This window comes from Luteibacter sp. dw_328, assembly GCF_018449605.1.
In the GTDB taxonomy this organism is placed as follows: Bacteria; Pseudomonadota; Gammaproteobacteria; order Xanthomonadales; family Rhodanobacteraceae; genus Luteibacter.
In genome coordinates this window covers 124,798-149,787 of the sequence record NZ_JAAVUW010000010.1, presented here as the reverse complement: position 1 = coordinate 149,787, position 24,990 = coordinate 124,798, and the positions used below count along the sequence as shown (strand labels likewise).

Annotated in this window: 17 protein-coding genes; 11 read left to right on the top strand and 6 right to left on the bottom strand. The window is 64.8% G+C overall.

Going from position 1 to position 24,990, the window contains the following annotated elements; genetic code table 11:
• Window positions 1–3 precede the first annotated feature (3 nt).
• The gene (locus HB634_RS21555) at window positions 4–1,053 is read right to left on the bottom strand and encodes a metallophosphoesterase (RefSeq protein ID WP_213950053.1); all 1,050 of its coding nucleotides are present in this window, start codon (window positions 1,051–1,053) and stop codon (window positions 4–6) included.
• 267 nt (window positions 1,054–1,320) lie between these two features.
• Window positions 1,321–2,124 carry an inositol monophosphatase family protein gene (locus tag HB634_RS21550; RefSeq protein ID WP_063572998.1) on the bottom strand — a complete coding sequence of 268 codons (804 nt, stop codon included), beginning with the start codon at window positions 2,122–2,124 and terminating at the stop codon, window positions 1,321–1,323.
• A gap of 134 nt (window positions 2,125–2,258) precedes the next feature.
• On the opposite strand from HB634_RS21550, the gene HB634_RS21545 reads away from it, so the two are divergent.
• Window positions 2,259–3,023 (top strand): RNA methyltransferase, encoded by a 765-nt coding sequence (locus HB634_RS21545; protein ID WP_213950052.1) that lies wholly within the window; start codon window positions 2,259–2,261, stop codon window positions 3,021–3,023.
• A 108-nt stretch (window positions 3,024–3,131) separates the two neighbouring features.
• On the opposite strand, the gene HB634_RS21540 is transcribed toward HB634_RS21545, so the two are convergent.
• Window positions 3,132–4,454, bottom strand: a complete 1,323-nt coding sequence (locus HB634_RS21540) for a hemolysin family protein (RefSeq protein ID WP_213950051.1) — start codon at window positions 4,452–4,454, stop codon at window positions 3,132–3,134.
• Window positions 4,455–4,604: 150 nt separating this feature from the next.
• On the opposite strand from HB634_RS21540, the gene HB634_RS21535 reads away from it, so the two are divergent.
• Together HB634_RS21535 and HB634_RS21530 are read left to right on the top strand one after the other, a co-directional pair.
• The gene (locus HB634_RS21535) at window positions 4,605–5,234 is read left to right on the top strand and encodes a hypothetical protein (RefSeq protein ID WP_063574362.1); all 630 of its coding nucleotides are present in this window, start codon (window positions 4,605–4,607) and stop codon (window positions 5,232–5,234) included.
• Between the two features lie 13 nt (window positions 5,235–5,247).
• The gene (locus HB634_RS21530; RefSeq protein WP_213950050.1) at window positions 5,248–6,372 is read left to right on the top strand and encodes an inorganic phosphate transporter; all 1,125 of its coding nucleotides are present in this window, start codon (window positions 5,248–5,250) and stop codon (window positions 6,370–6,372) included.
• Window position 6,373: 1 nt separating this feature from the next.
• Here HB634_RS21530 and HB634_RS21525 read toward each other — a convergent pair whose 3' ends face one another.
• Window positions 6,374–6,778, bottom strand: a complete 405-nt coding sequence (locus HB634_RS21525) for a hypothetical protein (RefSeq protein WP_213950049.1) — start codon at window positions 6,776–6,778, stop codon at window positions 6,374–6,376.
• A gap of 76 nt (window positions 6,779–6,854) precedes the next feature.
• Here HB634_RS21525 and HB634_RS21520 point away from each other — a divergent pair, with 76 nt between their 5' ends.
• Complete coding sequence (locus tag HB634_RS21520) at window positions 6,855–7,214, top strand: MGMT family protein (protein WP_046967019.1); 360 nt, start codon at window positions 6,855–6,857, stop codon at window positions 7,212–7,214.
• Between the two features lie 12 nt (window positions 7,215–7,226).
• Here HB634_RS21520 and HB634_RS21515 read toward each other — a convergent pair whose 3' ends face one another.
• The gene (locus HB634_RS21515; RefSeq protein WP_213950048.1) at window positions 7,227–7,517 is read right to left on the bottom strand and encodes a hypothetical protein; all 291 of its coding nucleotides are present in this window, start codon (window positions 7,515–7,517) and stop codon (window positions 7,227–7,229) included.
• A gap of 177 nt (window positions 7,518–7,694) precedes the next feature.
• Here HB634_RS21515 and recQ point away from each other — a divergent pair, with 177 nt between their 5' ends.
• The 4 genes from recQ to zwf all read left to right on the top strand — a co-directional run bounded on the left by recQ (window position 7,695) and on the right by zwf (window position 15,069).
• Entirely contained in the window at window positions 7,695–9,512 is a 1,818-nt protein-coding gene (gene recQ, locus HB634_RS21510) for a DNA helicase RecQ (protein ID WP_063571674.1), read from the top strand.
• Between the two features lie 160 nt (window positions 9,513–9,672).
• The gene (gene ybaL / locus HB634_RS21505; protein WP_213950047.1) at window positions 9,673–11,337 is read left to right on the top strand and encodes a YbaL family putative K(+) efflux transporter; all 1,665 of its coding nucleotides are present in this window, start codon (window positions 9,673–9,675) and stop codon (window positions 11,335–11,337) included.
• Window positions 11,338–11,404: 67 nt separating this feature from the next.
• A complete protein-coding gene (locus HB634_RS21500; RefSeq protein ID WP_063571676.1) occupies window positions 11,405–13,231 on the top strand; it encodes a glycoside hydrolase family 15 protein in 1,827 nt (608 codons plus the stop codon).
• On the top strand, window positions 13,228–15,069 hold the full coding sequence (gene zwf, locus HB634_RS21495) for a glucose-6-phosphate dehydrogenase (RefSeq protein ID WP_213950046.1): 1,842 nt from the start codon (window positions 13,228–13,230) through the stop codon (window positions 15,067–15,069). The genes HB634_RS21500 and zwf overlap by 4 nt, the downstream gene beginning before the upstream one ends.
• 769 nt (window positions 15,070–15,838) lie before the next feature.
• Here the strand turns inward: zwf and HB634_RS21490 are convergent.
• Window positions 15,839–17,704, bottom strand: coding sequence for a DUF3300 domain-containing protein (locus HB634_RS21490; RefSeq protein ID WP_213950045.1), 1,866 nt, complete (start codon window positions 17,702–17,704; stop codon window positions 15,839–15,841).
• 565 nt (window positions 17,705–18,269) lie between these two features.
• Between HB634_RS21490 and HB634_RS21485 the strand changes: the two genes are divergently transcribed.
• Genes HB634_RS21485 through HB634_RS21475 form a run of 3 tightly spaced genes read left to right on the top strand, consistent with a single transcriptional unit; the run spans window position 18,270 to window position 24,978 of the window.
• The gene (locus HB634_RS21485) at window positions 18,270–20,918 is read left to right on the top strand and encodes a TonB-dependent receptor (RefSeq protein ID WP_345777524.1); all 2,649 of its coding nucleotides are present in this window, start codon (window positions 18,270–18,272) and stop codon (window positions 20,916–20,918) included.
• Window positions 20,918–23,545: a glycoside hydrolase family 2 protein gene (locus HB634_RS21480; RefSeq protein WP_213950044.1), complete on the top strand. Its 2,628-nt coding sequence runs from the start codon at window positions 20,918–20,920 to the stop codon at window positions 23,543–23,545. Before HB634_RS21485 ends, HB634_RS21480 begins: the two co-directional genes overlap by 1 nt.
• A 53-nt stretch (window positions 23,546–23,598) precedes the next feature.
• A complete protein-coding gene (locus tag HB634_RS21475; RefSeq protein WP_255548737.1) occupies window positions 23,599–24,978 on the top strand; it encodes a glycoside hydrolase family 125 protein in 1,380 nt (459 codons plus the stop codon).
• Window positions 24,979–24,990: the final 12 nt, after the last annotated feature.

Sequence of the window (24,990 nt, the reverse complement as noted above, 5' to 3'; positions counted from 1 at the left end):
CGATCACCGATCTCGGTGCACCGGCACGGTGCCGATCAGTTCCTTCAGCGCAGGATTGTTTCCGCGCACGCCGTATACCCTCAGCACGCCCTCATCGGTGTCATGTTCGACGATGAGGTAGGTGCGTTGCGATGCCGAACCGCTGAGGAAGACGGGGACGCTGCCGATGTTGCGATAGCGACCCATGTCCTCATGGAGATGACCGGCGAAGATGACGGCAACGTCGGCGTTCGTGACCAGCCTCGCGAAGTCGCCGCTGTACTCGGTCGGGTCGTGCATGTGGACGATGGCGAAGTCGTAGTCGCGATCCTTCCAGTCTCCGAAGGCCGGCTTCTCCAGCTTGCTCTCGATGAGGTTGCCTAGCCACGGCAGGGAGGAAACAATCTGGTGGCGCTGCACGCGGAGTCCTTCAGTCGACTCGAAGGTCACCGTGTACTCCGGGAAGTTGTTGAGCTGGATGTTCAGTACGCGATCCAGTCCAGGAGCTTGCACCGCATAGGCGAGGCTACCCTCGTGAAGGGCGCTGAATACACCCGGTTTCACCGAAAAATCGAAGGCGACCTTCGCGGCTTTATCCGTCACGTGCTGAACGAGGCCAGCGATGCTGTCGCGCGCGCAGCCGTCGTTGTAGCAGCCTTGCGTCTCGCCCTTCTCGTTTACCCGGCGGATATTGTTCTGGTAATCGTGGTTGCCGAGTCCAAGGTGTACGTTGTCGCCGAGGATGGGCAGCAGCCTCGCCATGACGCTGCGTTGGTCGCCATGTCCGTAGGCCGTCAGATCGCCGTTGATGAACACCGGAATGTCCTCGCCGGGTCGTTGCGCCCGAAAAGCGGCGATGCTCCGGTACTGCTCGGTGATGAGGGCTTCGGAACGCTGGTCGCGCTCGTTGTCGCTTTCCTGCGCGCCCCTGTCCGTGCGATCCGTCCAGGGGTACTGCGGGTCGGACGTGACGATCATCGTCCGGACCTCGGCGGCGGCGTGCGCGGCGAAGGTGAGGGCGCCGATGGCGATCGCCACGGTGAGGGTGCAGCGGGTGAGGGGTTTTCCTGGCACGGCATGTCGTCCTTGTGTCGTTGCGGATGCGTGCGAACGTCCGGTTCGCAACGACGACAGGCTAGACCGATGGCAAGCCGGCGCCTGTAGGCGATCGCCAGGGCTGTTCAAGCTTGAGGACGACAGTGAACCGTGGCGTTCGCCGAGCTTGTTTTTCTGGAGCCCAAACGCAAAGCGCGCGCCCTGTCCGGGGCGCGCGCTTTGGTTGTCGGTCATGCGGCGTAGTCGCTCATCCAGGCGAGCCAATCGCCTACATTGCTTGTCGGATCAAACCCCGAGCAAGCGCGCCGTGGCGTTGGCCTTGATCACGTCCGTCATCGCTTTGGCGACGTTGATGTTGCCGGCGATGATGTTGCCACTCTCGGGCAGGCCTTCGCGGCCGGCGAAGTCGCCGTAGATGCCGCCGGCTTCGCGTACCAGCAGGGCACCCGCGGCGATGTCCCAGATGTTGAGTGCCGGCTCGAAGAAGCCGTCGACGCGGCCGGACGCCACGTAGGCCAGGTCCAGCGCTGCCGAGCCCATGCGACGGATGTCTTCGGCCTCGGCGAGCAGGGCCGCCGTCATCGCCAGCTGCGGTTCGAGATGGTTGCGGGCGCGATACGGGTAACCGGTGGCGATGAGCGCACCGGCGAGCCCCTCACGCTTGCCCACGCGGATGCGGCGATCGTTGAGGTAGGCGCCGTCGCCCTTGCTGGCGGTGAAGAGCTCATCGCGCAGGGGGTCGAAGACCACGCCGTAGACCGGCTCGCCCTTTTCGACCAGGGCGATGGAGACGCAGAAGTGGGGGATGCCACGCAGGTAGTTGTGCGTGCCGTCGAGCGGATCGATGACCCAGGTCAACGGTCCCTTGCCGATCTGCCCCGATTCCTCGCCAAGGATGGCGTGGGTGGGGTAGGCGCGACGGAGTTCCTTCACGATCTCGGCTTCAGCGAGGCGATCGACTTCGGAAGCGAAGTCCATGCGCTGCTTTTCGACGACCGCGAGGCCCTCGAGGCGATTCATGTAGCGCAGGATGATGTTTCCTGCGGAGCGCGCGGCGCGCGCCGCAACGTTGACGGCGGGTCTGGGCATGGGGGTCGACTTGGTAAAAGAACAGGTGAGCGCGGTCGGGCCGCGTCGGTCGGGCAGTTTAACACCGCCTTGCGGCTCACCCAAGTCATTGCCGTTGTAGACTTTCCGGTCCTCCCGTTCAGCCCCCCGATGCCATGGCCCTTTCAGAGCTCAACGATCGTCTCCGTTTCGTCCTCGTCCGTACCTCGCATTCGGGCAATATCGGCTCGGCGGCGCGGGCCATCCGCACCATGGGCTTCGACCGGTTGACCCTGGTGGCTCCCCACCGGTTCCCGGATCCGGAAGCCACGGCGCTGGCGGCGGGCGCTGACGATGTGCTCGGCAACGCGTCCGTCCAGGACGATCTGGTGGCGGGACTGGCCGGCACGACCTTCGCCCTCGGCCTGTCGGCGCGACGCCGCGGGGTGAACATCCCCGAGCTCGATCCGCGGGAGGGTGTGGCCCAGGCCCTCGCCGCCGCCCGTCGGGGCGAGCAGGTCGCCCTGGTGTTCGGCAACGAGCGGACGGGCCTGGAGAACGACGAGCTCTCCCGCTGCCATGCCATGATCCGCATCCCCAGCGTGGACGATTTCAGCTCGCTGAATCTTTCCCAGGCGGTGCAGGTGGTGGCCTACGAGCTGCGTACGGCCCTGTTGGCTGATGAGGCACAGGCACCGGTGGCCGACATCGACCCCGACGAGGTCCCGGCCGACGCGGAGCAGCTCGAGCGATTCTTTACCCATCTGGAGCAGACCCTGGATGACATCGAGTTCCACAAGGGCCGTTCGCCGGTCACCATCATGTTGAAGCTGCGCAAGCTCTTCCTCCGGGCGCGCCCCGAACTGCGTGAGCTCCGCATCCTCCACGGCATCCTCGCCGACGCCCAGCGCATGGCTGACATCGCGCATAAAAAGGACTGACCCTCTACTGTAGGAGCCGATTCATCGGCGAAAGGACGGTCGCTGCGCGCCCCATGTAACCAGCGGCAACGCCGCTGGAAACACGAGCCGCGCAGCGGCTATCCGCACCTACTGCTCCTGCGCAAGCGCCTCGTTGGCGCCGACAACGCTGACCAGCAGCTTGTCGATGCGGGCGCCGTCCATGTCCAGGACTTCGAAGCGGATACCCTGCCAGACGAAGGACTCGCCGGCATGCGGGATGTGCCCGAAATTGGTCGTGACCATGCCTGCCGCGGTCCGGAAATCGTGTTCTTCCTCGTTAGGCAGGCGGTCGATCTGCAGCAGTTCGCGCAGATCTTCCGCGGGAAGGCTGCCGTCGACCAGCCAGCTGCCGTCCTCGCGGCGGACGATGGGGCCGTCGTGGGCGGTGTCCTCGGTGGAGGGTGCGGTGGCACCGACCACGGCCGACAGGAGGTCATTGAGCGTGACCAGGCCTTCGATGTCGCCGTACTCGTCCACGGCCAGTGCCAGCTGGGTGTCGGCGTCGCGGAAGGATTCGAGCAGATCGAGCGCGCGTGCGGTCGCCGGCACGAAAAGCGGACGGGCGAGGTGCTTGAACAGGTCCACCTCGCCTCGCTGCATCGAGCCGAACAGTGACTTCACCTCTACCGTGCCGACCACCTCGCTCTCGTCGCGGCGATAGACCGGGTAGCGCGAAAACGGCGTCTCGCGCAGCACCTCGAGGTTGTCCTCCAGCGGTGCATTCATGTCGAGCCACGCGATCTTCATCCGCGGGGTCATCACCGAGCCCACCGTACGATCGCCCAGGCGAAGGACGCGGTTGACCATGTTGCGTTCGTCGAGGTCGAGGATGCCCTGCTCGGCACTTTCGGCCACCAGTAGTCGGATCTCCTCTTCCGTGGCGGCGGAGGCGTCGCCGCGGCGCAGGCCGAGCACGTGCAGGATGCCGCTGGAGAGATGGTTGAGCAGCCAGACCATCGGCAGGGTGATCCGGGAGATCACCAGCATGGGCACGGCGATCTGCGAGGCGATGCGCTCGGGTGCGGTCAGTGCGGCACGCTTGGGGACCAGCTCGCCAATGACGATCTGAACCAGCGACATCAGCAGGAAGCCTAGCAGCCAGCCGATGATCTTCGCGTACGGCTCCAGCCAGGCGGGCTCGCCGTTATGGAGGAGGGTGGTGAACTGCGCGCCCAGCGTGTCGCCGGCCACGGCGCCGGTGACCAGGATGATCAGGGTCATGCCGACCTGCACGGTCGACAGGAACCGTTCCGGGGATTCGGCCAGGCGGAGCGCGGCCGCGGACCGGCGGCTGGTCCGTGCCATCTGCTTGAGGCGGCTCTTGCGTGAGGCAACGACGGACATCTCGGACAGCGCGAAGAACGCGTTGCCGAGGGAAAGGACGAGGACGAGCAGGATGTCGGAGAACATTGGGGGATATATATCAGACCGGGGGTGTTTGGGGATTGGGGGGAGCTGGCATCACCGCCTTGTTGGCTTTTCGCCGCTGAAGCGGCTCCCACATTTCCTTATCCGGTAACATTGCGGTCACAAATCCCCCAGGTTCCTCCAGGCGACCCCATGTTTTCACTCCAGACGATGTTCGGTAAGGGCGACAAGTTCTATGGCCTGCTCGAGGCGAGCGCAGAAGCCGCCCGCGAAAGCGCCAAGGCGATGCATGAGCTGGTCACCCAGGCCGACCGTAACCCCGTGATGGCCGCTTTCAGTACGGCCCGCGCCCGCGAGAAGGCCTTGCATGGCCAGATCGGCGAGGAACTGGTCAACACCTTCGTGACCGCCCTGGATCGTGAAGATATCGAGGCGCTGAACTCCGCGCTGTACAAGATTCCCAAGACCATCGAGAAGTTCGCCGAACGCTACGTGATCGTCGCCGAGCGCCTTGACGGCATCGACTTCGGTCAGCGCGCGGCCCTGCTCGAGCGGTCGGCCGAGGTGGTCGTCGCCATGATCGGCCAGCTGCGCCACGGCCTGAAGATCGACCCGGTGAAGAAGCTGCGCGACCAGCTCCAGGCACTGGAGTCCGAGGCCGACCGCCTCCTGCTCGACCCCTACCGTACGCTCTACGCCGTAGGCACCGATCCGCTGCGGGCCATTCTCGCCAAGGATCTGTTCGAGCTGGTGGAGAAGGCCGTGGACAAGTGCCGCGACGTCGGCAACGTCGTCTATTCCATCGTGCTCAAGAACTCCTGAGGGCGGCGGTCCCATGAGCATGGTTATCGCGGTCGTCCTGATCGCCCTCGCGTTCACCTATATCAATGGTTTCCACGACACGGCGAACTCCATCGCCACCGTCGTCGCGACCAAGGTACTCACCCCCGGCCAGGCCGTCCTGCTGGCGGCGGTCACGAACCTCGCGGGCGCCCTCTGGGGCACGGCCGTCGCGGCCACAATCGCTTCGGGCCTCATCGATACCGGCGTGGTGGACGTGGGCTCGCAGTTGCTGATCAGTGCGCTGCTGGGCGCCACTATCTGGAACCTCATCACGTGGTGGATGGGCCTGCCCTCAAGCTCGAGCCACGCCCTGGTCGGCGGGCTGGTCGGCGCCGCCCTGGCGGCCTCGGACGGTAACCTGCACTCGATCATCTGGTGGGAGGGTGGGGCACACTGGTGGCTGGGCAAGGGCGTCATGCCCAAGGTCATCCTGCCAATGATCGTCTCGCCCTTCCTCGGTTTCGTCATCGGGTACCTTCTGATGGGCGGCCTCTACGCGCTGCTCGGCTTCTTTTCCAGCCGCAAGGGCCCGCTGCGCCGTTTCGGCCGCACCCCCTTCGTCAACAGCTTCTTCGGCAAGGCACAGATCGTCTCGGCCAGTGCGATGGGCCTGTCCCACGGCATGAACGACGCGCAGAAGAGCATGGGCATCATCGCCCTCGCCCTGGCCGGTGCCACGGCGGCCGGCCACTTCGATCATCTGCCGACGATCCTGCACTTCCTGCGTATCCCGCACGACCCGGCGGCGCCCGGTGGCTTCCCGATTCCGGTCTGGGTCAAGGTCGTCTGCGCGCTCACCATGGCCGCCGGCACGGCTGGGGGTGGCTGGCGCATCATCAAGACGCTGGGCCACAAGATGGTCAAGCTGCATCCGATCAATGGTTTCGCGGCCGAGGGCAGTTCGGCCGCGGTGATCCTCACCGCTTCCCTGCTCGGCGTGCCGGTGTCGACCACGCACAATGTATCGGCGTCGATCATGGGCGTCGGCGCGGCAAAGCGCTGGAACGCCATCCGCTGGTCTGTTGTCGAGCGGATGGTCTGGGCCTGGATCCTTACCCTGCCGATCACGGCGGGTATCGGTTACGGCCTGGTCAAACTCAGCCGACTGTTCCTCTGACTCAGAGGGCGTCGGCCTCGCCGTTGACGACCTGCTCGAGCTGGTCGCCGGTCGCGCCCAGTTCTTCGATCAGGCGAGCGAGTTCGTGCTCGTCCAGGTAATCGTAAGGGCGGTTCTCGCACAGGTGCAGATAAGGCGAGCCGTCGAGGTCCGCCTCGGCGAGGTAACCCGTGCGCTGCTCCCAGTTGAAACGAAGGCAGCGTCGCGCGTCCACGCCGGCCAGCGGGCCGATCGGAGTCGACAGGCGCAGGAAGCGCAGGCCTTCGGAATCTTCCAGCTCAGCCAGGTAGATGCCCTGGTGGCGGCCGTCCGGCAACTCCAGGTCGAAGCTGATGAGGTAGGGCTCGTTCTGACGGAGCTTGTGGACGCCGCCGACATGGGAGCGGATGGCCTCGAAGTGTCGCATGGCTGTGGGTAAGGTCCGTCACGGGGGAAAGTCGATGGTACGCTCCCCGCCGTTTCCAGACATGCACGAAACGACCATGACGGATGAACTCGACGACGATGAGGCCCGCGCGCTCCGCGCGACACGGATCATCGAAGCGGTGGCGGCGATTCCGCGTGGCCGCGTGGCCAGCTACGGCGCCATTGCCGCTCGTGCCGGCTACCCGGGACGCGCCCGCCTGATTGGCCGGGTGCTGGGCGATGCGCCCAACCGGCTCGACCTTCCCTGGCACCGGGTACTGCGAGCCGACGGCCGGATCGGCATCCCTGCCGGCACACAAGGCTTTCGCGAGCAGTGCCGGCGACTCAAGGCGGAAGGCGTCACCGTGAAAGACGGCCGCGTACCGATGAGTGCCTTCGGGCTGGATCACGACCTGGACCGCGCCATCTGGGGCTGACGCGGTGCGACCTCAGCGATAGGTGATGTCGATGACCTGCCAGGTGGCAGCGCGATCTCGCGCCAGTGCATAGGCGAACAAGCCGGCGGGGAGCTGGCGTCGTGCCGACGCGATGTCGAGCGGCCGGATGACGGCACCTACCTGGTGCCCGGACGGACAATCGAGGGTGCCATGCCGCAGCGGGCACGCCTGCTCGACGATCGCACCGGTGAAGACGATGGTGCCGCTTTCGGCACGGATGCACGGGGCGCTGCCGAGCACGGCGCAGGCCAGGCACGACACGGCGAGACACGGATGCTTCATAGACCTTCTCCACCGAAGGGCACGAACGATCGACGAGCCGCGGACAACGGGCCCGTACTTATTACCTGCCGACTTGGCGATTAAGAACATCGCTTTCGTCCCAAATCGGCGTAGGCCTACAGCCCGTTCAGCTGCCAGCGCATCCTGATGAAAGCCCCGGTTTGTTAGCATGGCGGCATGCAGTCCCAGGCCCACGATCTCCTTCATTCCGTTTTTGGTTACCCCGAGTTCCGCGGCCAGCAACAGGCCATCGTCGAGGAGGTCGCCAACGGCGGCGACGCACTCGTCCTGATGCCTACGGGCGGCGGCAAGTCGCTGTGTTTCCAGATTCCCGCCCTGATGCGCCACGGCACGGGCATTGTCGTGTCGCCGCTCATCGCCCTCATGCAGGACCAGGTCGACGCACTGACCGAGGCCGGCGTGCGTGCCCGCTACCTCAACTCCAGCCTCGATTCGGCCACCCAGCGCGAGGTTGAGGAGCTGCTCCTCGCCGGCGACCTGGACATGCTCTACGTCGCGCCGGAGCGTCTGTTGACCGGGCGTTTCCTCGGCTTGCTCGACCGCATCCCGATTGCTCTGTTCGCTATCGACGAGGCGCATTGCGTATCCCAGTGGGGTCACGACTTCCGCCCCGAATATCGTGAACTGGCGATACTCCATGAGCGCTTCCCGGAAGTGCCGCGCATCGCGCTCACGGCGACGGCGGACGACCGCACGCGCGAAGAGATCGTTGAAAGGCTTGGACTACACGCAGCGCGTCGCTTCGTCTCGAGCTTCGATCGTCCCAACATTCGCTATCGCGTCGCACCCCGGCAGAACGCGCGGCGGCAGCTGCTGGATTTCCTCGATGCGCATCGGGGCGAAGCCGGCATCGTGTATTGCCTGAGCCGCCGCAAGGTGGACGAAACGGCCGCATGGCTGGTGGAGGCGGGCGTCGAAGCCCTGCCGTACCACGCCGGTCTCGATGGCGACATGCGTACGCGTCACCAGCAGCGTTTTCTTCGCGAGGACGCCGTGGTCATGGTGGCCACCGTGGCCTTCGGCATGGGTATCGACAAGCCCGACGTGCGCTTCGTCGCTCACCTGGACCTTCCACGCAGCATGGAGGGTTACTACCAGGAGACCGGTCGTGCCGGTCGCGATGGACTGCCGGCCGAGGCATGGATGGTCTACGGCCTCGGTGACGTCGTCACCATGAGCCAGATGATTTCGCAGTCCGAAGCAGGCGACGATCGCAAACGCATCGAACGCCTCAAGCTCGACTCCCTGCTCGGTTTTGCCGAGGCCACGCGTTGCCGCCGGCAACTGCTGCTCGAGGCCTTTGCCGAGGTCTACCCCCAGCCCTGCGGCAATTGCGACAACTGCCTGGTGCCGCCCACCACGTGGGACGCCACGCTCGCTGCGCAGAAAGCGATGTCTTGCATCTATCGCAGTGGCCAGCGCTACGGCGCAGGGCATCTCATCGAAATTCTTCGTGGCGAAGCCGGCGAGCGCGTGCGCGACCTGCGCCACGACCAGCTGACTGTGTTTGGCGTCGGCGCGGACATGGATGCCACGCAGTGGCGGTCGGTGTTCCGCCAGCTGCTGGCAGCCGGTCTTATCGAAGCCGATCCCGAAGGGTATGGAACGCTGCGCCTGTCACCGACCAGTGGCCCGGTGCTGAAGGGCGAGCGCAAGGTGTGGCTGCGAGAGGATGCGCGACCGGCCAAGGGGCGTCGCAGTTCACGACCCTCGCCGGCCACCACGGGCGGGTCGCTTGGCATCGAGGAAATCGAGCAACCGCTGTGGAGCGAATTGCGCAGGGTGCGCTCGGAACTTGCCAAGCAACATGGCGTGCCCGCGTATGTCATCTTCCACGACGCGACCCTGCTGGCGATGCTACGCGCGCTGCCGGCAAACGAAGACGAACTGGGTTCGATCAGCGGTGTGGGCGAGAACAAGCTCAAGCGTTACGGGAAGGATTTCCTCGCGGTGCTGACGGCAAGTGGCGCCTGAGGTAATTCTCAACCCCGCGTCATATATGCAAAAAATGTCCGGATTCGCTTGCATGCCCCGGCTGTCGTCCCCAATCTTGAGGGGCTGACCCGACATCAAAGCGACGAGGGTGCATGCCGTGTCTTCGGGGCACGGCCAACGACGACTCAGGGAGCCGCCCATGCACGACGCCACGCCACTCATCGCCACCATCGTTGGCGGACTTGTCCTCGCTTTCATCTTCGGCGCCATCGCCAACCGCCTTCGACTCCCTGTCCTCGCCGGCTATCTCGTTGCCGGCGTCGTGGCCGGGCCGTTCACTCCCGGCTACGTGGCTGACGCAGGGATCGCCCAGGAACTGGCCGATCTGGGCGTGATCCTGCTGATGTTCGGTGTGGGGCTGCACTTCTCCCTGAAGGACCTGCTCTCGGTCAAGGCAATATCCATCCCCGGCGCCGCCGTGCAGATGGGTGTCGCTACCGGCCTGGGCATGCTGCTCGGCTGGGCCTTGGGCTGGCCGCTTGCGCAGGGCTTCGTCTTCGGCCTGGCCCTGTCGGTGGCGAGCACGGTGGTTCTGCTGCGGGCGATGGAAGAACGCCGGCTGCTCGACAGCGATCGCGGCCGCATCGCGGTCGGCTGGCTGATCGTCGAAGATCTCGCGATGGTGCTGGCGCTGGTACTGCTGCCAGCGATCGGTGGCTTCCTCGGCTCGGAGAAGGGTGGCGCGACGCCGTCGATGGGCGAGCTGTTCGAGACCGTCGCTTGGACCGTTGGCAAGGTGGTGGTCTTTGTCGCCCTCATGCTCATTGTCGGCAAGCGTGTCATTCCCTGGACGCTGCAGGCCGTGTCGGCCACGGGGTCGCGCGAGTTGTTCCGCCTCGCCGTGCTGGCCATGGCCCTCGGTGTCGCTTTCGGCGCCGCACACCTGTTCGACGTCTCGTTCGAACTGGGCGCCTTCTTCGCCGGCATGATGATGGGCGAGTCGAAGTTGTCGCAGCAGGCGGCCGAGGAGACGCTTCCGCTGCGAGACGCCTTTGCCGTGTTGTTCTTCGTCTCCATCGGCATGCTGTTCAACCCGCATATCCTGGTCGAGCATCCGTGGGTCGTGCTGGCCGCCTGCCTGATCATCATCATCGGCAAGTCGGCCGCCGCGTTCGTCATCGTGCGGGCCTTCGGCCGGCCGGTGAAGACGGCGCTGACGATCGCCACCAGTCTCGCGCAGATCGGCGAGTTCTCCTTCATCCTCGCTGCGCTCGGTGTGTCGGTGGGCCTGATCAGTGCGCAGGCGCGCGACGTGATCCTCGCCGCGGCCATCGTCTCCATCCTGGTCAATCCGCTGCTCTTTGTGGCACTGGATCGCTGGATTGCGAAGCACGATGCCGATGCACCCGAGCAGCATCCGGCGGCGACGGGCGGGCATACGGTGCTGGTCGGTTTCGGTCGTGTCGGGCGGCGCGTGTTTGCCGAACTGCGTGCGGCCGGCGCACGCGTGCTGGTGATCGAGACCGATGAGGATGCCGTGCGTTCCCTGCGTGAATCGGGCGACGCGGACGTGGTCATCGGCAATGCCGCCGCGGCCCTGGTGCTTGCCGAAGCCAACCTCACCGGCGCGCGGGCCCTGATTGTCGCTGTGCCGGATCCGTTCGAAGCCGGGCAGGTGGTGCGTGCGGCTCGACAGCTCCGCGCCGATTTGCCCATCGTGGCTCGCGCGCACTCACAGGAGTGCATGGATCATCTGGCCGGGCTCGGTGCGAGCAAGGTCATCTACGGTGAGCAGGAACTTGCGCATAGCCTGTTCGAGGCAGCGCGAGGCGATCGTGCGCCGGTCGCCTCATCGGGTCATTGATCGCTACGCGGTTCTAACGTCCCGGCGGCTACCGTAAACGGAATTGCGCCCCCGCGACGAGGACTCCATGGCATCCCTGATCGAAGACTACGCGATGCTCGGCAATTGCCGCAGCGCCGCCCTTGTAGCACGTAACGGTTCCATTGATTGGCTGTGTGTACCGCGCTTTGATTCGGCCGCCTGTTTCGCCGCGCTCGTGGGCGATGAAAGCAACGGGCGGTGGCGCCTTGCGCCCGCCGATCCGGACGCGACGTGCCAGCGGCAATACATCGACGGCAGCCTCGTGCTTGAAACGGAATGGCGATGCGCCACCGGCCGCGCCCGCGTGATCGAGTTCATGCCCTTTGCCGGAGAACAGGTGGGCGTCACCCGGATCGTGGAGGGGATCGAAGGACGCGTGGACTTCGAAAGTGTCCTCACCATCCGCTTCGATTACGGCAGCGCCATGCCATGGGTGACCCGGATCGACGAGCAGACGATCACGGCGGTCGCAGGGCCTGATCTGCTGGTGGTTCGCAGCCCGATCGCCGTGGAGGGCGAGGGGATGAACAGCGTGGCGCGCTTCGCCGTCAGTGCAGGCGATTCGATACCGTTCGTCATGGCCTGGGGACCTTCGCACTTGCCGCCGCCGGTGGCACTCGACGCGCACAACGAGTTGAAGGACTCCCTCGCCTTCTGGGAAGACTGGTCCGGCCGCTGCAACGATTCCGGCGAGTGGAGCGATATCGTGCGTCGCTCGCTCATTGTCCTCAAGGGTCTCAGCTACCTGCCCACCGGCGGCATCGTTGCTGCTCCCACCACCTCATTGCCCGAACAGCTCGGCGGCGAGAGGAATTGGGATTACCGCTTCTGCTGGGCCCGCGATGCCACGTTCGTGCTGTCGGCCCTGGTCAACGCGGGCTATCACGACGAAGCCAGCGCCTGGCGCGAATGGGTGCGTCGTGCCGTCGCCGGGTCGCCTGGCCAGTTGCAGGTTCTTTACGGCCTGGCGGGGGAGCGTCGTCTAGAGGAATACGAACTGCCGTGGCTGTCCGGTTACGAAGGCGCCAAGCCCGTTCGCGTCGGCAATGCGGCCTCGGCCCAGTTCCAGCTCGACATTTTTGGTGAACTCGTCGGCGCCTTCGCCCACGCGGTGCGCCATGGCGTGGCCTTGCAGCCCGATGCGGACGACGTGCAGTCGGTCTTCCTCGAACACCTGGAGAGCATCTGGCGACATCCTGACGAGGGCATCTGGGAGATCCGCGGTGAGCCCCGCCACTTCGTCCATTCCAAGGTGATGGCCTGGTTGGCATTCCAGCGCGCGGCCGAACAGAACCGCGACGGTCGTGATCCGGGTTTCGTTCGTCGCTGGCGTGGGGTGGCCGAGGAGATCAAGGCCGACATTCTCGCCAAGGGCGTGGATCCCGTGCGGGGCTGCTTCACACAGTCCTACGGCTCGACCGAACTCGATGCCAGCCTGCTCCTGGTGACCCTCACCGACTTCCTGCCACCGGACGACCCGCGCATCGTCGCCACCGTGCGGGCTATCGAAGAGGATCTGCTTGTCGAAGGCTTTGTCCGCAGATACGACACGCGCAGTGGCGTTGACGGCCTGCCGCCAGGCGAAGGTGAGTTCCTGCCGTGCAGCTTCTGGCTGGTGGAAAACTATGTCCTGCTCGGTCGGATGGATGAGGCGAGGACGCTTTTCACCCGTCTCGTGGGACTCGCGAACGACCTCGGATTGCTCGCAGAGGAGTACGATCCACGGTCGAAACGACTACTGGGCAATTTCCCACAAGCCTTTTCCCACGTAGCGTTGGTTAATGCCGCTTTCAGTCTCGCGCACGGTTTCAGCGCGACTGCCGACAGCCACGCTTCCCCCAATACCACCGATCCCCAAGGAGTCCGTGCATGAGCCAAGCCCAATCGAAGCGCGTTACCTCGCGCGCTCACCCGGCCGACCCGTGTACCGTCGTGATTTTCGGCGCTGCCGGTGACCTCACCAGCCGCCTCGTGGTCCCCGCCCTGTACAACATGCGTCGTACCGGCCTGTTGTCCGACAACTTCTCCGTGATTGGTTTCAATCACGGCAAGATGGCCGACAACGCCTGGAAGAAGAGCCTGCATACGGCGCTCGAGCGTTACGTCAGCAATGCCGGCGCCAAGCTCGACGAGGATGCATGGGGCTGGCTGAGCAGCCAGATGAGCTATCACGCCGGCGACTTCGACGATCTCAGCGCATTCCAGAGCCTGGCCACCAAGCTCAAGGATGCCGAGCGCCGCCGCGGCACCAAGGGCAACGTGCTCTTTTACCTGGCGACCCCGGAGCGTTTCTTCGGCGACGTGATCGAGCAACTGAAGAACGCCGGCCTCGTCGACGACGGTGGCACGGACGGTCAGTTCTGGCGCCGCGTGATCATCGAGAAGCCGTTCGGCCACGACCTTGCCTCGGCCCACGCGTTGAACGAGCGCATACTCAAAGTGCTGCGCGAAGACCAGATCTATCGCATCGACCACTTCCTCGGCAAGGAAACGGTGCAGAACATCATGGCCTTCCGTTTCGCGAACGGCCTGTTCGAGCCGATCTGGAACCGAGACCGTATCGACCACGTGCAGATCACCGTGGCCGAGACCGTCGGCGTCGAACGTCGCGGCTCGTTCTACGAGCAGACCGGCGCACTGCGCGACATGGTGCCGAACCATCTGTTCCAGCTGCTGGCCATGGTGGCCATGGAACCGCCGACCTCGTTCGACGCCGAAGCCGTGCGCACGCGCAAAGCCGAAACGATCGAGGCGATCCGTCCGATCCAACCCGAAGATGCCGTACGTGGCCAGTACGGTCCGGGCGCGGTGAACAATGAGCTGGCCACGTCGTATCGCGACGAGCCGAACGTCGCGCCGGATTCGGTGACCGAGACTTTCGTGGCGTTGAAGCTGTCGATCGACACCTGGCGTTGGTCGGGCGTGCCGTTCTACCTGCGCACCGGTAAGCACATGGGTCGCCGTACGACGGAAATCGCGATCCGCTTCAAGTCGGCGCCGTTCGCCCCGTTCCGTGGCACCGGCATGGACGCGTTCGGTCCGGACTGGCTGGTCCTGCAGATCCAGCCGGACGAAGGCATCTCGTTGCAGTTCGACGTGAAGCGTCCTGGCCCGCGGGTGGAACTCGCCCCGGTTCGCATGGATTTCAAGTACGCCGACTGGTTCCGCGCCGAGCCGAACGTGGGCTACGAAACGCTGCTTTACGATTGCATGACCGGTGACGCCACGCTGTTCCAGCGCGCCGACATGGTCGAGGCCTGCTGGCGCGCCGTGCAGCCGATCCTCGACGACTGGGCGCAGCGCACGCCGGCCGACTTCCCGAACTACGCCTCGGGCAGCGCGGGCCCGGCCTCGGCCGACACGCTGCTGGCACTGGGTGGTCGCTCGTGGCGGCCGCTGAACTCCGCCGCGGAGCTCAATGCCCGTCGTACGGCCAAGCCCAAGACGGACGCTTCGTCAGCCGCCGAGAAGAAGCCAGCGGCCCGCAAGACGGCCAAACGCGCGGTGGCCAAGAAGACCGTTCGCGTCGCTGCCACGAAGAAGGCCGCGCCGGCTCGCAAGGTCGCGGTGAAGAAGGCTTCTGCGAAGAAGGCTCCGACGAAGAAGGCCCCGGCGAAGAAAGCCGCTGCGGCACGCAAGGCCGCACCGGTGAAGAAAGCGCCCGCCGCCGTGAAGAAGGCTGCCGTCGCAAAGCGCGCGCGCAAGAAGTAACAGCGTCGCGTTCGCTTGAACGAAGGGCCCGGCATATGCCGGGCCCTTTTTTGGTTCATCGCGGAATTACGTGGACGTCGCGGCGCAGAGCCTTCGGTGCCCACCCTCGCTGCTCAGACACGTCCTCCGCGTTTCGTACCGGAAAGTCCGCTGCGCGGACCATGTTCTCATTGGCCTGCGGCCGCTCCACTTGTGCGGAACTCGCCTCGAGGATGGGCACCGAAGACTCTTCCCATCCTTGAGGTTCGCGCGGGTCGAGCCGACGAAGCAACGCCGCTTCGGCTGCTGGCTCGTCGGCATCGCGGAACGGTCAACCGCGTCGCGCCGGTCGCGGTCGTCCTCGCGAGGCAGCGCGGTGGGTACGAAGGCTCACCGAGCCGGAAATGACATGCCAGCACGACCGCCGTAACGGTCCGCTTGGGCGGCCACACCCACGCCAACGGCTCTCCTTCCCGCTGACCGTATCGTCGTGAGAGACCTTGGTGTCCACCCTCGAGGCGAGTTCCGCACAAGTGGAGCGGCCGTAGGCCAGTTAGGTACACGGGCCGCGTGAGCGGCCTTCCTTTTCGAACGCGGAGGACGTGTCTGAGCAGCGAGGGTGGGCACCAAGGTCTCCCCGCGAGACGCCCAAGTGTAGAGAGCGATGGCGGAGCCGAGCCACCCGCGAAGCCGAAGGCGAGCTGTGGGCGAGGTGCGAAAGAAGCTCGGCCCGAAAGCCGAGCGCCCGGGTCCCGGTAATCCACGATGAACTTTCTTTTGCCGCACAGCCTCAGTGATCGTCGTGCTTGTCATGCTTCGCAGGCGGTGCGGGCTTCGCCGCGGGTGCGTGATTCTCGTGCTGCGGTTCGGGACGCGGCGTCGGAGCCGGGCGCTGTTGTTCGCGCTGCACTTCCTGCCGTTGCGGCTGCGGACGTTGCTGCTGCTCCACGCGCTGCGGTGCTTCGCGCTGCTGCGGCATCGGGTGCTCCTGTGCAGGCTGGCGATCGAACTGTGGCGGACGTTGCGGCTGCGCGACGGGCTGGGGCCGGGGCGCTGCCGCGGCGCGCTGCTGAGCTTCCGCTCGCGAGCGTTCGGCCTCCTGATTGCGGGCGTTTGCCTGCTGCTGCGCCTGGGCTGCCTGTGCCGCCTGTTGCTGGCGTGGATCGACGCGCGCGGGCTGTGCGACCTGCGGGGGGCGTGCTTCCTGGCGTCCGGCCTGAGCGGCCTGAGCGGCCCGCTGCTGTTCGCGTGGGTCCACGTGCGGCACCTGTCCCGGCGTCTGCTGGTGCGGATCGAAACGCGTCGGTTCGTTGCGCGAGACGTTCTGGCCGGGCTGCGGCTGCCCGGGATGGAAGGCTTGCGCAGCATTGGTGTTGCGCGCCTCGGCGGGACTGCCGGGGCGCTGGCCAGACTCCGGACCTCGTCCATCCGCACGTTGGCCCTGGGCAGCCTGGACCTGCTGGCGCTGAGGCGGCGGTAGGGCAGGGCGTGCGTTCGGCGCGGTCGGGCGGGTCATGCCGGCAGTGAAGTTCGGACGTTGCATATGCGCGTAATCGGGCGGCGCCGGTCGGGCCCCGTTTGCGACAGGCGCTGCCTGCCGACGGTTGTCGATGTTGTTGTTATTGAAGTCGTGCCGGTTATCGATGTGGTTCGAGCGATCGATGTTCACCGAACGATTGATGTTGACCGTTCGGTTGATCACCGTCGTTCGGTTCACGGGGTACGGATGGTTGTCGTAGACGATCGCCGGGCGGCCGTAGTGTGGACCGCCGGGGCGGCCACCGCCCCACGACGTATTCCACGAATTCCAACCCCAGCGCGGCGGCTCACGGTGTCCGTGCGACGCGAACAGCTCGCCGACCAGCACGCCGGCGCCGAACGAAATCAGGCCGGTGGTGACGAGGTCGCTGCGCTCACGCGGCTCCTCGTACCAGCCTTGCGAGTAGACGCGCGTCACGATCGGCTCGCCATACACGGCGTCCGGATCGTAATCGGGCACGTAGACCACGTCCGACTCGGCAGGCTCGATGAGGATGGTCTGCGCGGGCGCGGCGACGATGCCGTTGTCGTCGGCGACGGTCTCGTCGTCGGAGGCCCCACGTTGATCGATCTGGACGACCTGCTGGGCGGAGTTCTGGAGATTGCCGTGTGCCCGGGCGCGACCGCGCATGACCTGGATGGCATTCATGACATCGGTCGGTTCGCTGGCATAGGCAGCGCCGAGCGCGGCGGTCCACTCCGTGTTGTTGGCAAGCTGATCGAGCACGGCGGGGAAAGCGACCAACGACTTCACGCTCGGATCCCAGGGCTGGCCGTCGGCGGCGTCGATCAAGGCGCTGCCGGTGAGGTTGCGGTTCTGCTGCAGGAAATCACGAGCTTGCCCGACGTCGTCCGGGTGGGTGGACGCGGCGAGGGTCTGCGCAACGAGGCGATCGGGGAACAGGGCAATCGGCGCGACCAGGGCGAAGAGCTGCTCTGCCGTCGGCTGCTGATAGGCGGGTTGCTGTGCCGCTTCGGCCGCGGGCGCGGTTGCCGCCGCTACCGGCGCTGGCGCGTCGGCCGGCGCCTGGCGCTGGCAACCCGCAAGGGCGCCGATGAGTGACACGGATAGGACGGACATCACCGAGACATCCAGTGCGAATCGCTTGATCACCATGAGTTCCTTTGCTCGTTCGTGGGCCTTCGTGCGTTCAGCTTCGACGAAAACAGGTGACCGATGGCTGTATCAATCGACATTCCGCAAGGACTTGCCGATGTCGTTCATCGGCCGGTTGGCATTGGATATGCCGTTTTCCTCGCTGCAGCGCAGCAAAGAGGGTCGTCCGGGCGGCCATCCACGTCACTTTCCCGTGAAGTCATAGAAAAGCCTAGAGAAAGCATTCGTTTACGCGTGGCCATCGAATGTCTTGCCCGCGCATGGATCGATCCAAATGCCCTATGAGATTTTCCGCAGTGCAGTATTTTCATAATTTCACTAAATCGTTTGCTAACAGTCATTTGTAATCATTTGTCTGACTTTAGATCGAGTTAAAAAATCGGTTGACAACGTTGTCACTGGGCCCTAAAAATCCGCCTCGTAACAAGGTTGCAACAGCAACCGGCCGGGGTCCCCCGGCGCGCAGGGCAAGTGACTCATTCAATGGAACGGTCGACGAACGCAGGCGAAAGCTTGCGCGGTGTCGTTCGTCCCGAAAAAACATTCTCATCCCCAGGAGATAGCAGTGAATTACCGGATTAGCGCCCTTTCCATGGCCATCATGGCCGGGCTGTTCGCCACGGGCTCCGCCATGGCGCAGGACGCCGGCGCGACGAACCCGCCCTCCTCAACGACTCCCAAGAAGGCGGAGCCAGCCAAGACCCCGGCCACCGATGCCGACGCACAGAATGCCGCGGACCTCGCCGGCATCACGGTCACGGGCATTCGTGCCAGCTTGCAGAAGTCCCTGGACCTCAAGCGCAATTCGGATTCCATCATCGAAGCCATTTCCGCTGAGGATGTTGGCAAGTTCCCGGACCGCAACGTGGCCGAATCGCTGTCCCATCTCCCGGGCATCAGCGTCGACCGCAACTTCGGCGAAGGCGACAAGGTCAGCATCCTCGGTACGGATCCGGCGCTGAACCGCCTGCTCCTGAACGGTCAGACCCTTGCGTCGACCAACTGGACCTCGGATCCGAACAACCCGGACAGCCGCTCGTTCGACTACAGCCTGCTCACCTCGGAAATCATCGGTAACGCCCAGGTCTACAAGACCCCGCAGGCGAACCTCGACGAGGGCAGCATCGGCGGTACCGTCATCGTCAATACGCGTAAGCCGCTCGACCTCAAGGCGAACACGCTGACCGGTACCGTCAGCTACGGTTACAACGACCGCGCCGATACCGGCAAGCCGAATGCGTCCGCGCTCTATAGCTGGAAGAACAACGATTCCACCTTCGGCGTGCTCGGCTCGGTCATGCATTCCGATCGCATCATCGATCGCCAGGGCACCGAGGTCTTCGGTTACCAGCGCGCGAACGATCCGACCGATACCGACCCGAATCACCAGTTCAATCCGAATGTCGTCGCGCCGGGCACCAAGGGCGTGTATCCGACCGCGATCAACACGGCGTGGTTCCAGCAGCAGCGCAAGCGCGACGGTGTATCGACCGACCTGCAGTGGAAGCCGAACGACGCGTTCGAGCTGAACTTCACCGGCCTTTACGTCACCGAGAAGTTCGACAACTTCAACCAGAGCCATTACGGCGACTGGTCCGGCAGCGCGCCCGACGCCACCGCCCTCAACTTCCAGAATGGCGTCGGCACGAGCGGTTCGTACGGTCCGGGTGCGGCGACCTACCTCGACGGTTACGAGCGTGAGTCCAAGGTCAATACCGGCACCGCACAGCTGCGCGCCGATTGGTACGGTGACGGCTGGTCGGCGACGAGCCAGGTCGGTTACACCGGTTCCACCGGTGGTTCCGAGGGCATCTGGAATGCGCAGTTCCAGGGCTTTGGTGGCTACAACTGGAACCTCGACGGCCAGCACCCGCAGATCAACTTCAACAGCCCCAACGACGCGACGGCGATGCTCGCCCACGGCGCGGGCTTCAGCTACGCCCCCAGCTACGATCGCGAGCGCTATTTCCAGACCGACTTCCGCCATGACGTGTCGTGGGGTCCGCTGAACCAGATCGAGGTCGGCATCAAGGCGACCAATCACCTGAACGGTCAGGACGCTTATGCGGCTCGCATCCCCTCGCCGGACGGCAGCGGTGTTTCGCTGGCCGATCTCGAAGGCGGCGGTACGCCGAGCGGCTACCTGGGCGGTCTCGACGGCACGGGCAGCATGGCCAACTGGAACACGATCAGCGGCGGTGGCCTGAAGGACTACGTCAACAGCCTGGTCACCAGCACGCCGCTCGATCCGAAGGCCACCTACAGCATCGCCGAGCAGAACCGAGCCTTCTACATCCAGGGCGACTTCTCCGGTGATTCCTACCGCGGCAACCTCGGTGTGCGTTATTACCGCACGCGTGACACGGTCAACGGTTACAACAGCATCGGCCCGGATCAGTACACGCCGGTGAACAAGCGCAGCGCGTATCACGACTGGCTGCCGTCGTTCAACATCGCCTATGACCCGATCGAAGACGTGACGCTGCGTTTCGGCGCGGCCCAGACCATGGCCCGCCCGCGTTATCAGGAGATGACCCCGTATATCGCGCTGGACGACCGCACGCTCACCGGCTCCGGTGGCAACACCGACCTCAAGCCGTACAAGTCGACCAACTACGATGCGTCGGCAGAGTGGTACTTCTCCGAGAACAGCGTGCTGTCCGCCGAGGCGTTCTTCCGTCGCATCTCCGGCTACATCCTCAACACCAACGTCAAGCAGACGCATTACAACCTGACCAACCTGCGCGACGACGTGTATGACATGGAGATTCCGGTGAATGCCGGCGTGGCCAAGGTCAAGGGTCTGTCGCTTACCTATCAGCAGACCTTCAAGTACGGCTTCGGCATGCTGGCCAACTACACGTATTCCGATGCGAGCACGAGCAACGATTTCCCGCTGCCGTACAACTCGAAGAACGCGTTCAACCTCAGCCCGTACTACGAGAAGGGCCCGTGGGATGCGCGCATTACGTATAGCTGGCGCTCGGCGTACTTCACCCAGATCGCACAGCTGGAGTCGGCGCAGATCACTGGTATCTTCCGTGAACTCGACGCTTCCATCGGCTACCAGGTGAATGACCACATGCGTATTTCGCTCGATGGCACCAACCTGCTCGACGAAACGTACTACGTGTACAACAACACGCCGGCCGAGCCGCTCAATGCCTACAAGAACGGCCGGACGTACACGCTGACGATGGGCTTCAAGCTGTGATGCGCCGCGCGTCGCTGGCGGTGGTGGCCTGGCTTGTCGCCAGTGCCGCCACGGCGGCCACGCCGGTGGAGAGAGACCTCTCCGCCGGTTGGCGGTTCCACCTCGCTCCCGGGGCGGTGCCAGCGATCGCGCAAAAGGCCCCGACGGACTGGCAACCGGCCATCGTGCCGGGTGCCGTCCAGACGGACCTGCTGGCGCTGGGACGGATCGGCGATCCGTTCTGGCGCGACAACGAAGCCGGTCTGCAGTGGATCGGCCTCGCCGACTGGGACTACCAGCTTTCCTTCGACGTCGACGTGGCCGCGCTCAAGCGCGGCCACGTCGATCTCGTTTTCGACGGCCTCGACACCTTTGCCGAGGTCAGCCTCAACGGCAAGAAGCTGCTCGCCGCGGACAATATGTTCCGTCGCTGGCGCCTGCCGGTGAAAGAGACGCTCCATCCCGGCAGCAACACGCTGTTGGTGCATTTCCAGTCACCCATCGCCCGCCTGCAGCCGTGGCTCCTCAAACAGCCCTATGCGCTGCCGGGTGAATTCGATTCGTCCTTCGGCGACGAGCCGAAAGGCAAGCAGACCTCTAACTACGTCCGCAAGGCCAACTACCACTACGGCTGGGATTGGGGTCCGCGTTATCTCGCTGCCGGCATCTGGCGCCCCGTGCGCCTGGAAAGCTGGGACGACTTGCGGCTTGCAGACTTCCATATCGCCCAGGCGAAGGTGGATGAAGCCAACGCGCATGTCGAAGCGCAGCTCGATCTGCGGGCCGACAAGGCCGGCCCGGTCAAGGTTGCCGTGGAGTGGACCGCGCCGAACGGCACGCACGGCGTGCAGGAACGCGACGTCGCACTGACGGTGGGTGAAAACCACGTCGCCGTGCCCATCGATATCGACCACCCGCAGCGCTGGTGGCCCGTCGGCTACGGCGACCCGAACCTCTATCGCTTTCACGCGAGCGTAAGCACGGGTGGCGCGATGGTCGCCGACGCCGACCGCGAGACCGGCCTACGCAGCGTGGAACTCCGCCGCGACAAGGATCAGTGGGGCAGGGGCTTCGCGTTCGTCGTCAACGGTGTGCCGATTTTCGCCAAGGGCGCCAACCTGATTCCGTTCGACAGCTTCCCCGCGCGGGTAACGCCGGCGCGCATGGAGGCCCTCCTGCGGTCCGCGCGCGATGCCAACATGAACATGCTGCGCATGTGGGGTGGTGGCACCTATCAGGACGACGCGTTCTACGCCGCGGCCGACCGCATGGGCCTGATGATCTGGCAGGACTTCATGTTCGGCGGTGCCATCACGCCTTACGACCCGGCCTTTCGCGAAAGCTCGCGGGTCGAAGCGGTGGAGCAGGTCACCCGCCTGCGCGACCACCCGTCCATCGTGCTCTGGGCCGGTAACAACGAAGTCCAGACAGGTTGGGACTCCTGGCCGGATCGCGAGGATTTCCGCAAATTCGTCAATGCCGACGAAGTGCGCCGTCTCGACGAGGGTATGCGCGAGCTGTTCGGCAAGACCTTGCGCAAGGTGGTCGGCGATCTGTCACCGCAGACGCCGTACTGGGCCAGCTCGCCCAGCACCGACTACGACGGCGAAGCCAATGTGGAGAACGACGGTGACTTCCATTACTGGAAGGTGTGGTCTGGCTCCGAACCGATTTCCCATTACCTGGATGTCACCCCACGCTTCCAGTCGGAGTACGGGCTGCAGTCCTTCCCGGTGATGGCGACGATCAAGGCCTTCGCCGAAGCCGGCGACATGGCGCCGGAATCGAAGGTGATGCGCGCCCACCAGAAGTTCGCCAACGGTGACGGCAACCAGCGCCTGCTGCTGTACATCCGTCAGGAATACGGCGAGCCGAAGGATTTCCCCTCGTTCGTTTACCTGAGCCAGGTGATGCAGGCCGAAGGAATCGAGCTGGCGGCCGAGCACCTGCGCAGTGCGCGGCCGCGCAGCATGGGCTCGTTGTACTGGCAGCTCAACGATGTCTGGCCGGGCGCCTCCTGGGCCAGCGTGGATTACTTCAATCGCTGGAAAGCCCTGCAGTTTCACGCGAAGCGCTTCTACGCGCCGGTCGATATCGTGCCGCTGCGCCGCGACGGCAAGACCGACGTGTTCGCCGTGTCCGATCGCACCGCCGACTTCGAGGCCACGCTGCGCACGCGTGTCTACGACATGGGTGGCAAGCTGTTGCGCGACGAGAGCCAGGCCGTGCACGCCGCTGCTCTCACCAGTACGAGTGCGGGGCACTTTGACGATCCCACGCTGCTCAAGGGTGCCGATCCACGACACACCGTAGTGGCCTTCGACCTGGTCGAGAAGGGTCAGACCGTTGCGCATCATCTGCTGTATTTTGGCGCGGCGCGCACGCTTGCCCTGCCGACACCCGAGCTCGCCACGACACTGCGCGACAGCGGGCACGGTCTCGTCCTGACAGTCACCGCGAAGCGACTGGCGCGTGGGGTCTGGATCGACACGGGCGACCTCGACGTGCGCCTGTCCGATAACGCTTTCGACCTGCTGCCTGGCGAGAGCGTCGATATCGCGATCGACGGCAAGGTCGCTCTCGATACGCTTCGTCACGCTTTGTCGGTACGCTCACTGATCGATGCCCTGAAGGAAAGCCAGCCGTGAATCCCAGTCGTCGCAATCTCATCAAGTGGATGTCGCTGGTTCCCAGTGTCGCCATGGTCGGCGGCATCAGTGCAGGGGCATTCGCCGCCTCGCGGTTTCCCGGCAAGCGTCCGCCGGTTGCCCAGCGCAAGTTCACCAGCGACGCCGTCGAAGCGCTGATCGCCACGACGAAGAAGAAGATTGCCGATCCGGAACTGGCCTGGCTGTTCGAGAACTGCTTCCCCAATACCCTCGACACCACCGTGGAAGTCGGTCGTCTCGACGGTTATGAAGATACCTTCGTCGTCACCGGTGATATCGACGCGATGTGGCTGCGCGATTCCTCGGCCCAGGTCTGGCCTTACCTGCCGCTGGCGCCGAAAGACGAAGCGCTGCGCAAGCTGTTCCGTGGCCTTATCCGCCGGCAGGCACGCTGCATCGCCATCGACCCCTACGCAAACGCCTTCCTTCCCGACCCCAAGGGCAAGAGCAAGCTGGACTGGGCGCAGGCTGACCAGACCGACATGCATCCCGGCGTGGCCGAGCGAAAATGGGAAATCGACTCACTGTGCTACCCGGTGCGTCTCGCGCACGGTTACTGGCAGGTCACCGGTGACCGCGAGCCCTTCGACGACGCGTGGCGCGCTTCGACGCGTCGTATCGTCACGACCTTTCGCGAGCAGCAGCGCAAGGAAGGCCCTGGTCCGTACCACTTCCAGCGCCAGTCGCCCAATCCGACCGAGAGCCAGTTCCTGAAAGGCTACGGCCAGCCGACCCGCCCGGTGGGCATGATCCACCAGATGTTCCGCCCTTCGGACGATGCGACCGTCTACGCGTTCAACATTCCGGGCAACCTGTTTGCCGTGGTCACCCTGCGCCGTCTCGCCCAGATGCACGCCAGCTTCTATGGCGACCAGGTGTTCGCCGATGAATGCCATGCGCTGGCCGACGACGTCGCCGCCGCCGTCGAGCAGTACGGTGTGATCAAGGATCCGCAGGGCGATTACTGGGCCTACGAAGTGGACGGCTACGGCAACCAGCTGTTCATGGACGACGCCAACGTGCCAAGCCTGCTCGCCATGCCCTACCTGGAGAGTGCGCCGCACGACGCGCGCTACCAGCGCACGCGTGACCGGGTCTGGAGCACGCACAACCCGTACTTCTTCAAGGGCAGCGCCGCGGAAGGCGTCGGCGGTCCGCATGAAGGCCTGCGCATGATCTGGCCGATGTCGATCATGATGAAGGCCTTCACCACGGACGACGTGGCCGAGCAGCGGCAGTGCCTGCACTGGCTGAAGACCACGCATGCCGGTACCGGTTTCATGCACGAAGCGTTCGATCAGGATGATCCGAAACAGTTCACCCGCGTGTGGTTCGCGTGGGCCAATACCTTGTTCGGCGAGCTGGTCGTCCACCTCGCCGATAAGCATCCCGATTCCCTGCGCCGCGTCTGACGCGGCATTGAG

Excerpts from the sequence above, each read along its gene's own strand:
- HB634_RS21475 (WP_255548737.1), top strand. The coding sequence starts at position 23,599 with ATGGTCGGCGGCATCAGTGCAGGGGCATTCGCCGCCTCGCGGTTTCCC.
- HB634_RS21500 (WP_063571676.1), top strand. The coding sequence starts at position 11,405 with ATGGCATCCCTGATCGAAGACTACGCGATGCTCGGCAATTGCCGCAGC.
- HB634_RS21535 (WP_063574362.1), top strand. The coding sequence starts at position 4,605 with ATGTTTTCACTCCAGACGATGTTCGGTAAGGGCGACAAGTTCTATGGC.
- zwf (WP_213950046.1), top strand. The coding sequence starts at position 13,228 with ATGAGCCAAGCCCAATCGAAGCGCGTTACCTCGCGCGCTCACCCGGCC.
- HB634_RS21550 (WP_063572998.1), bottom strand. The coding sequence starts at position 2,124 with ATGCCCAGACCCGCCGTCAACGTTGCGGCGCGCGCCGCGCGCTCCGCA.
- HB634_RS21525 (WP_213950049.1), bottom strand. The coding sequence starts at position 6,778 with ATGCGACACTTCGAGGCCATCCGCTCCCATGTCGGCGGCGTCCACAAG.
- HB634_RS21515 (WP_213950048.1), bottom strand. The coding sequence starts at position 7,517 with ATGAAGCATCCGTGTCTCGCCGTGTCGTGCCTGGCCTGCGCCGTGCTC.
- HB634_RS21530 (WP_213950050.1), top strand. The coding sequence starts at position 5,248 with ATGAGCATGGTTATCGCGGTCGTCCTGATCGCCCTCGCGTTCACCTAT.
- HB634_RS21540 (WP_213950051.1), bottom strand. The coding sequence starts at position 4,454 with ATGTTCTCCGACATCCTGCTCGTCCTCGTCCTTTCCCTCGGCAACGCG.
- HB634_RS21490 (WP_213950045.1), bottom strand. The coding sequence starts at position 17,704 with ATGGTGATCAAGCGATTCGCACTGGATGTCTCGGTGATGTCCGTCCTA.
- ybaL (WP_213950047.1), top strand. The coding sequence starts at position 9,673 with ATGCACGACGCCACGCCACTCATCGCCACCATCGTTGGCGGACTTGTC.
- recQ (WP_063571674.1), top strand. The coding sequence starts at position 7,695 with ATGCAGTCCCAGGCCCACGATCTCCTTCATTCCGTTTTTGGTTACCCC.
- HB634_RS21520 (WP_046967019.1), top strand. The coding sequence starts at position 6,855 with ATGACGGATGAACTCGACGACGATGAGGCCCGCGCGCTCCGCGCGACA.
- HB634_RS21480 (WP_213950044.1), top strand. The coding sequence starts at position 20,918 with ATGCGCCGCGCGTCGCTGGCGGTGGTGGCCTGGCTTGTCGCCAGTGCC.
- HB634_RS21545 (WP_213950052.1), top strand. The coding sequence starts at position 2,259 with ATGGCCCTTTCAGAGCTCAACGATCGTCTCCGTTTCGTCCTCGTCCGT.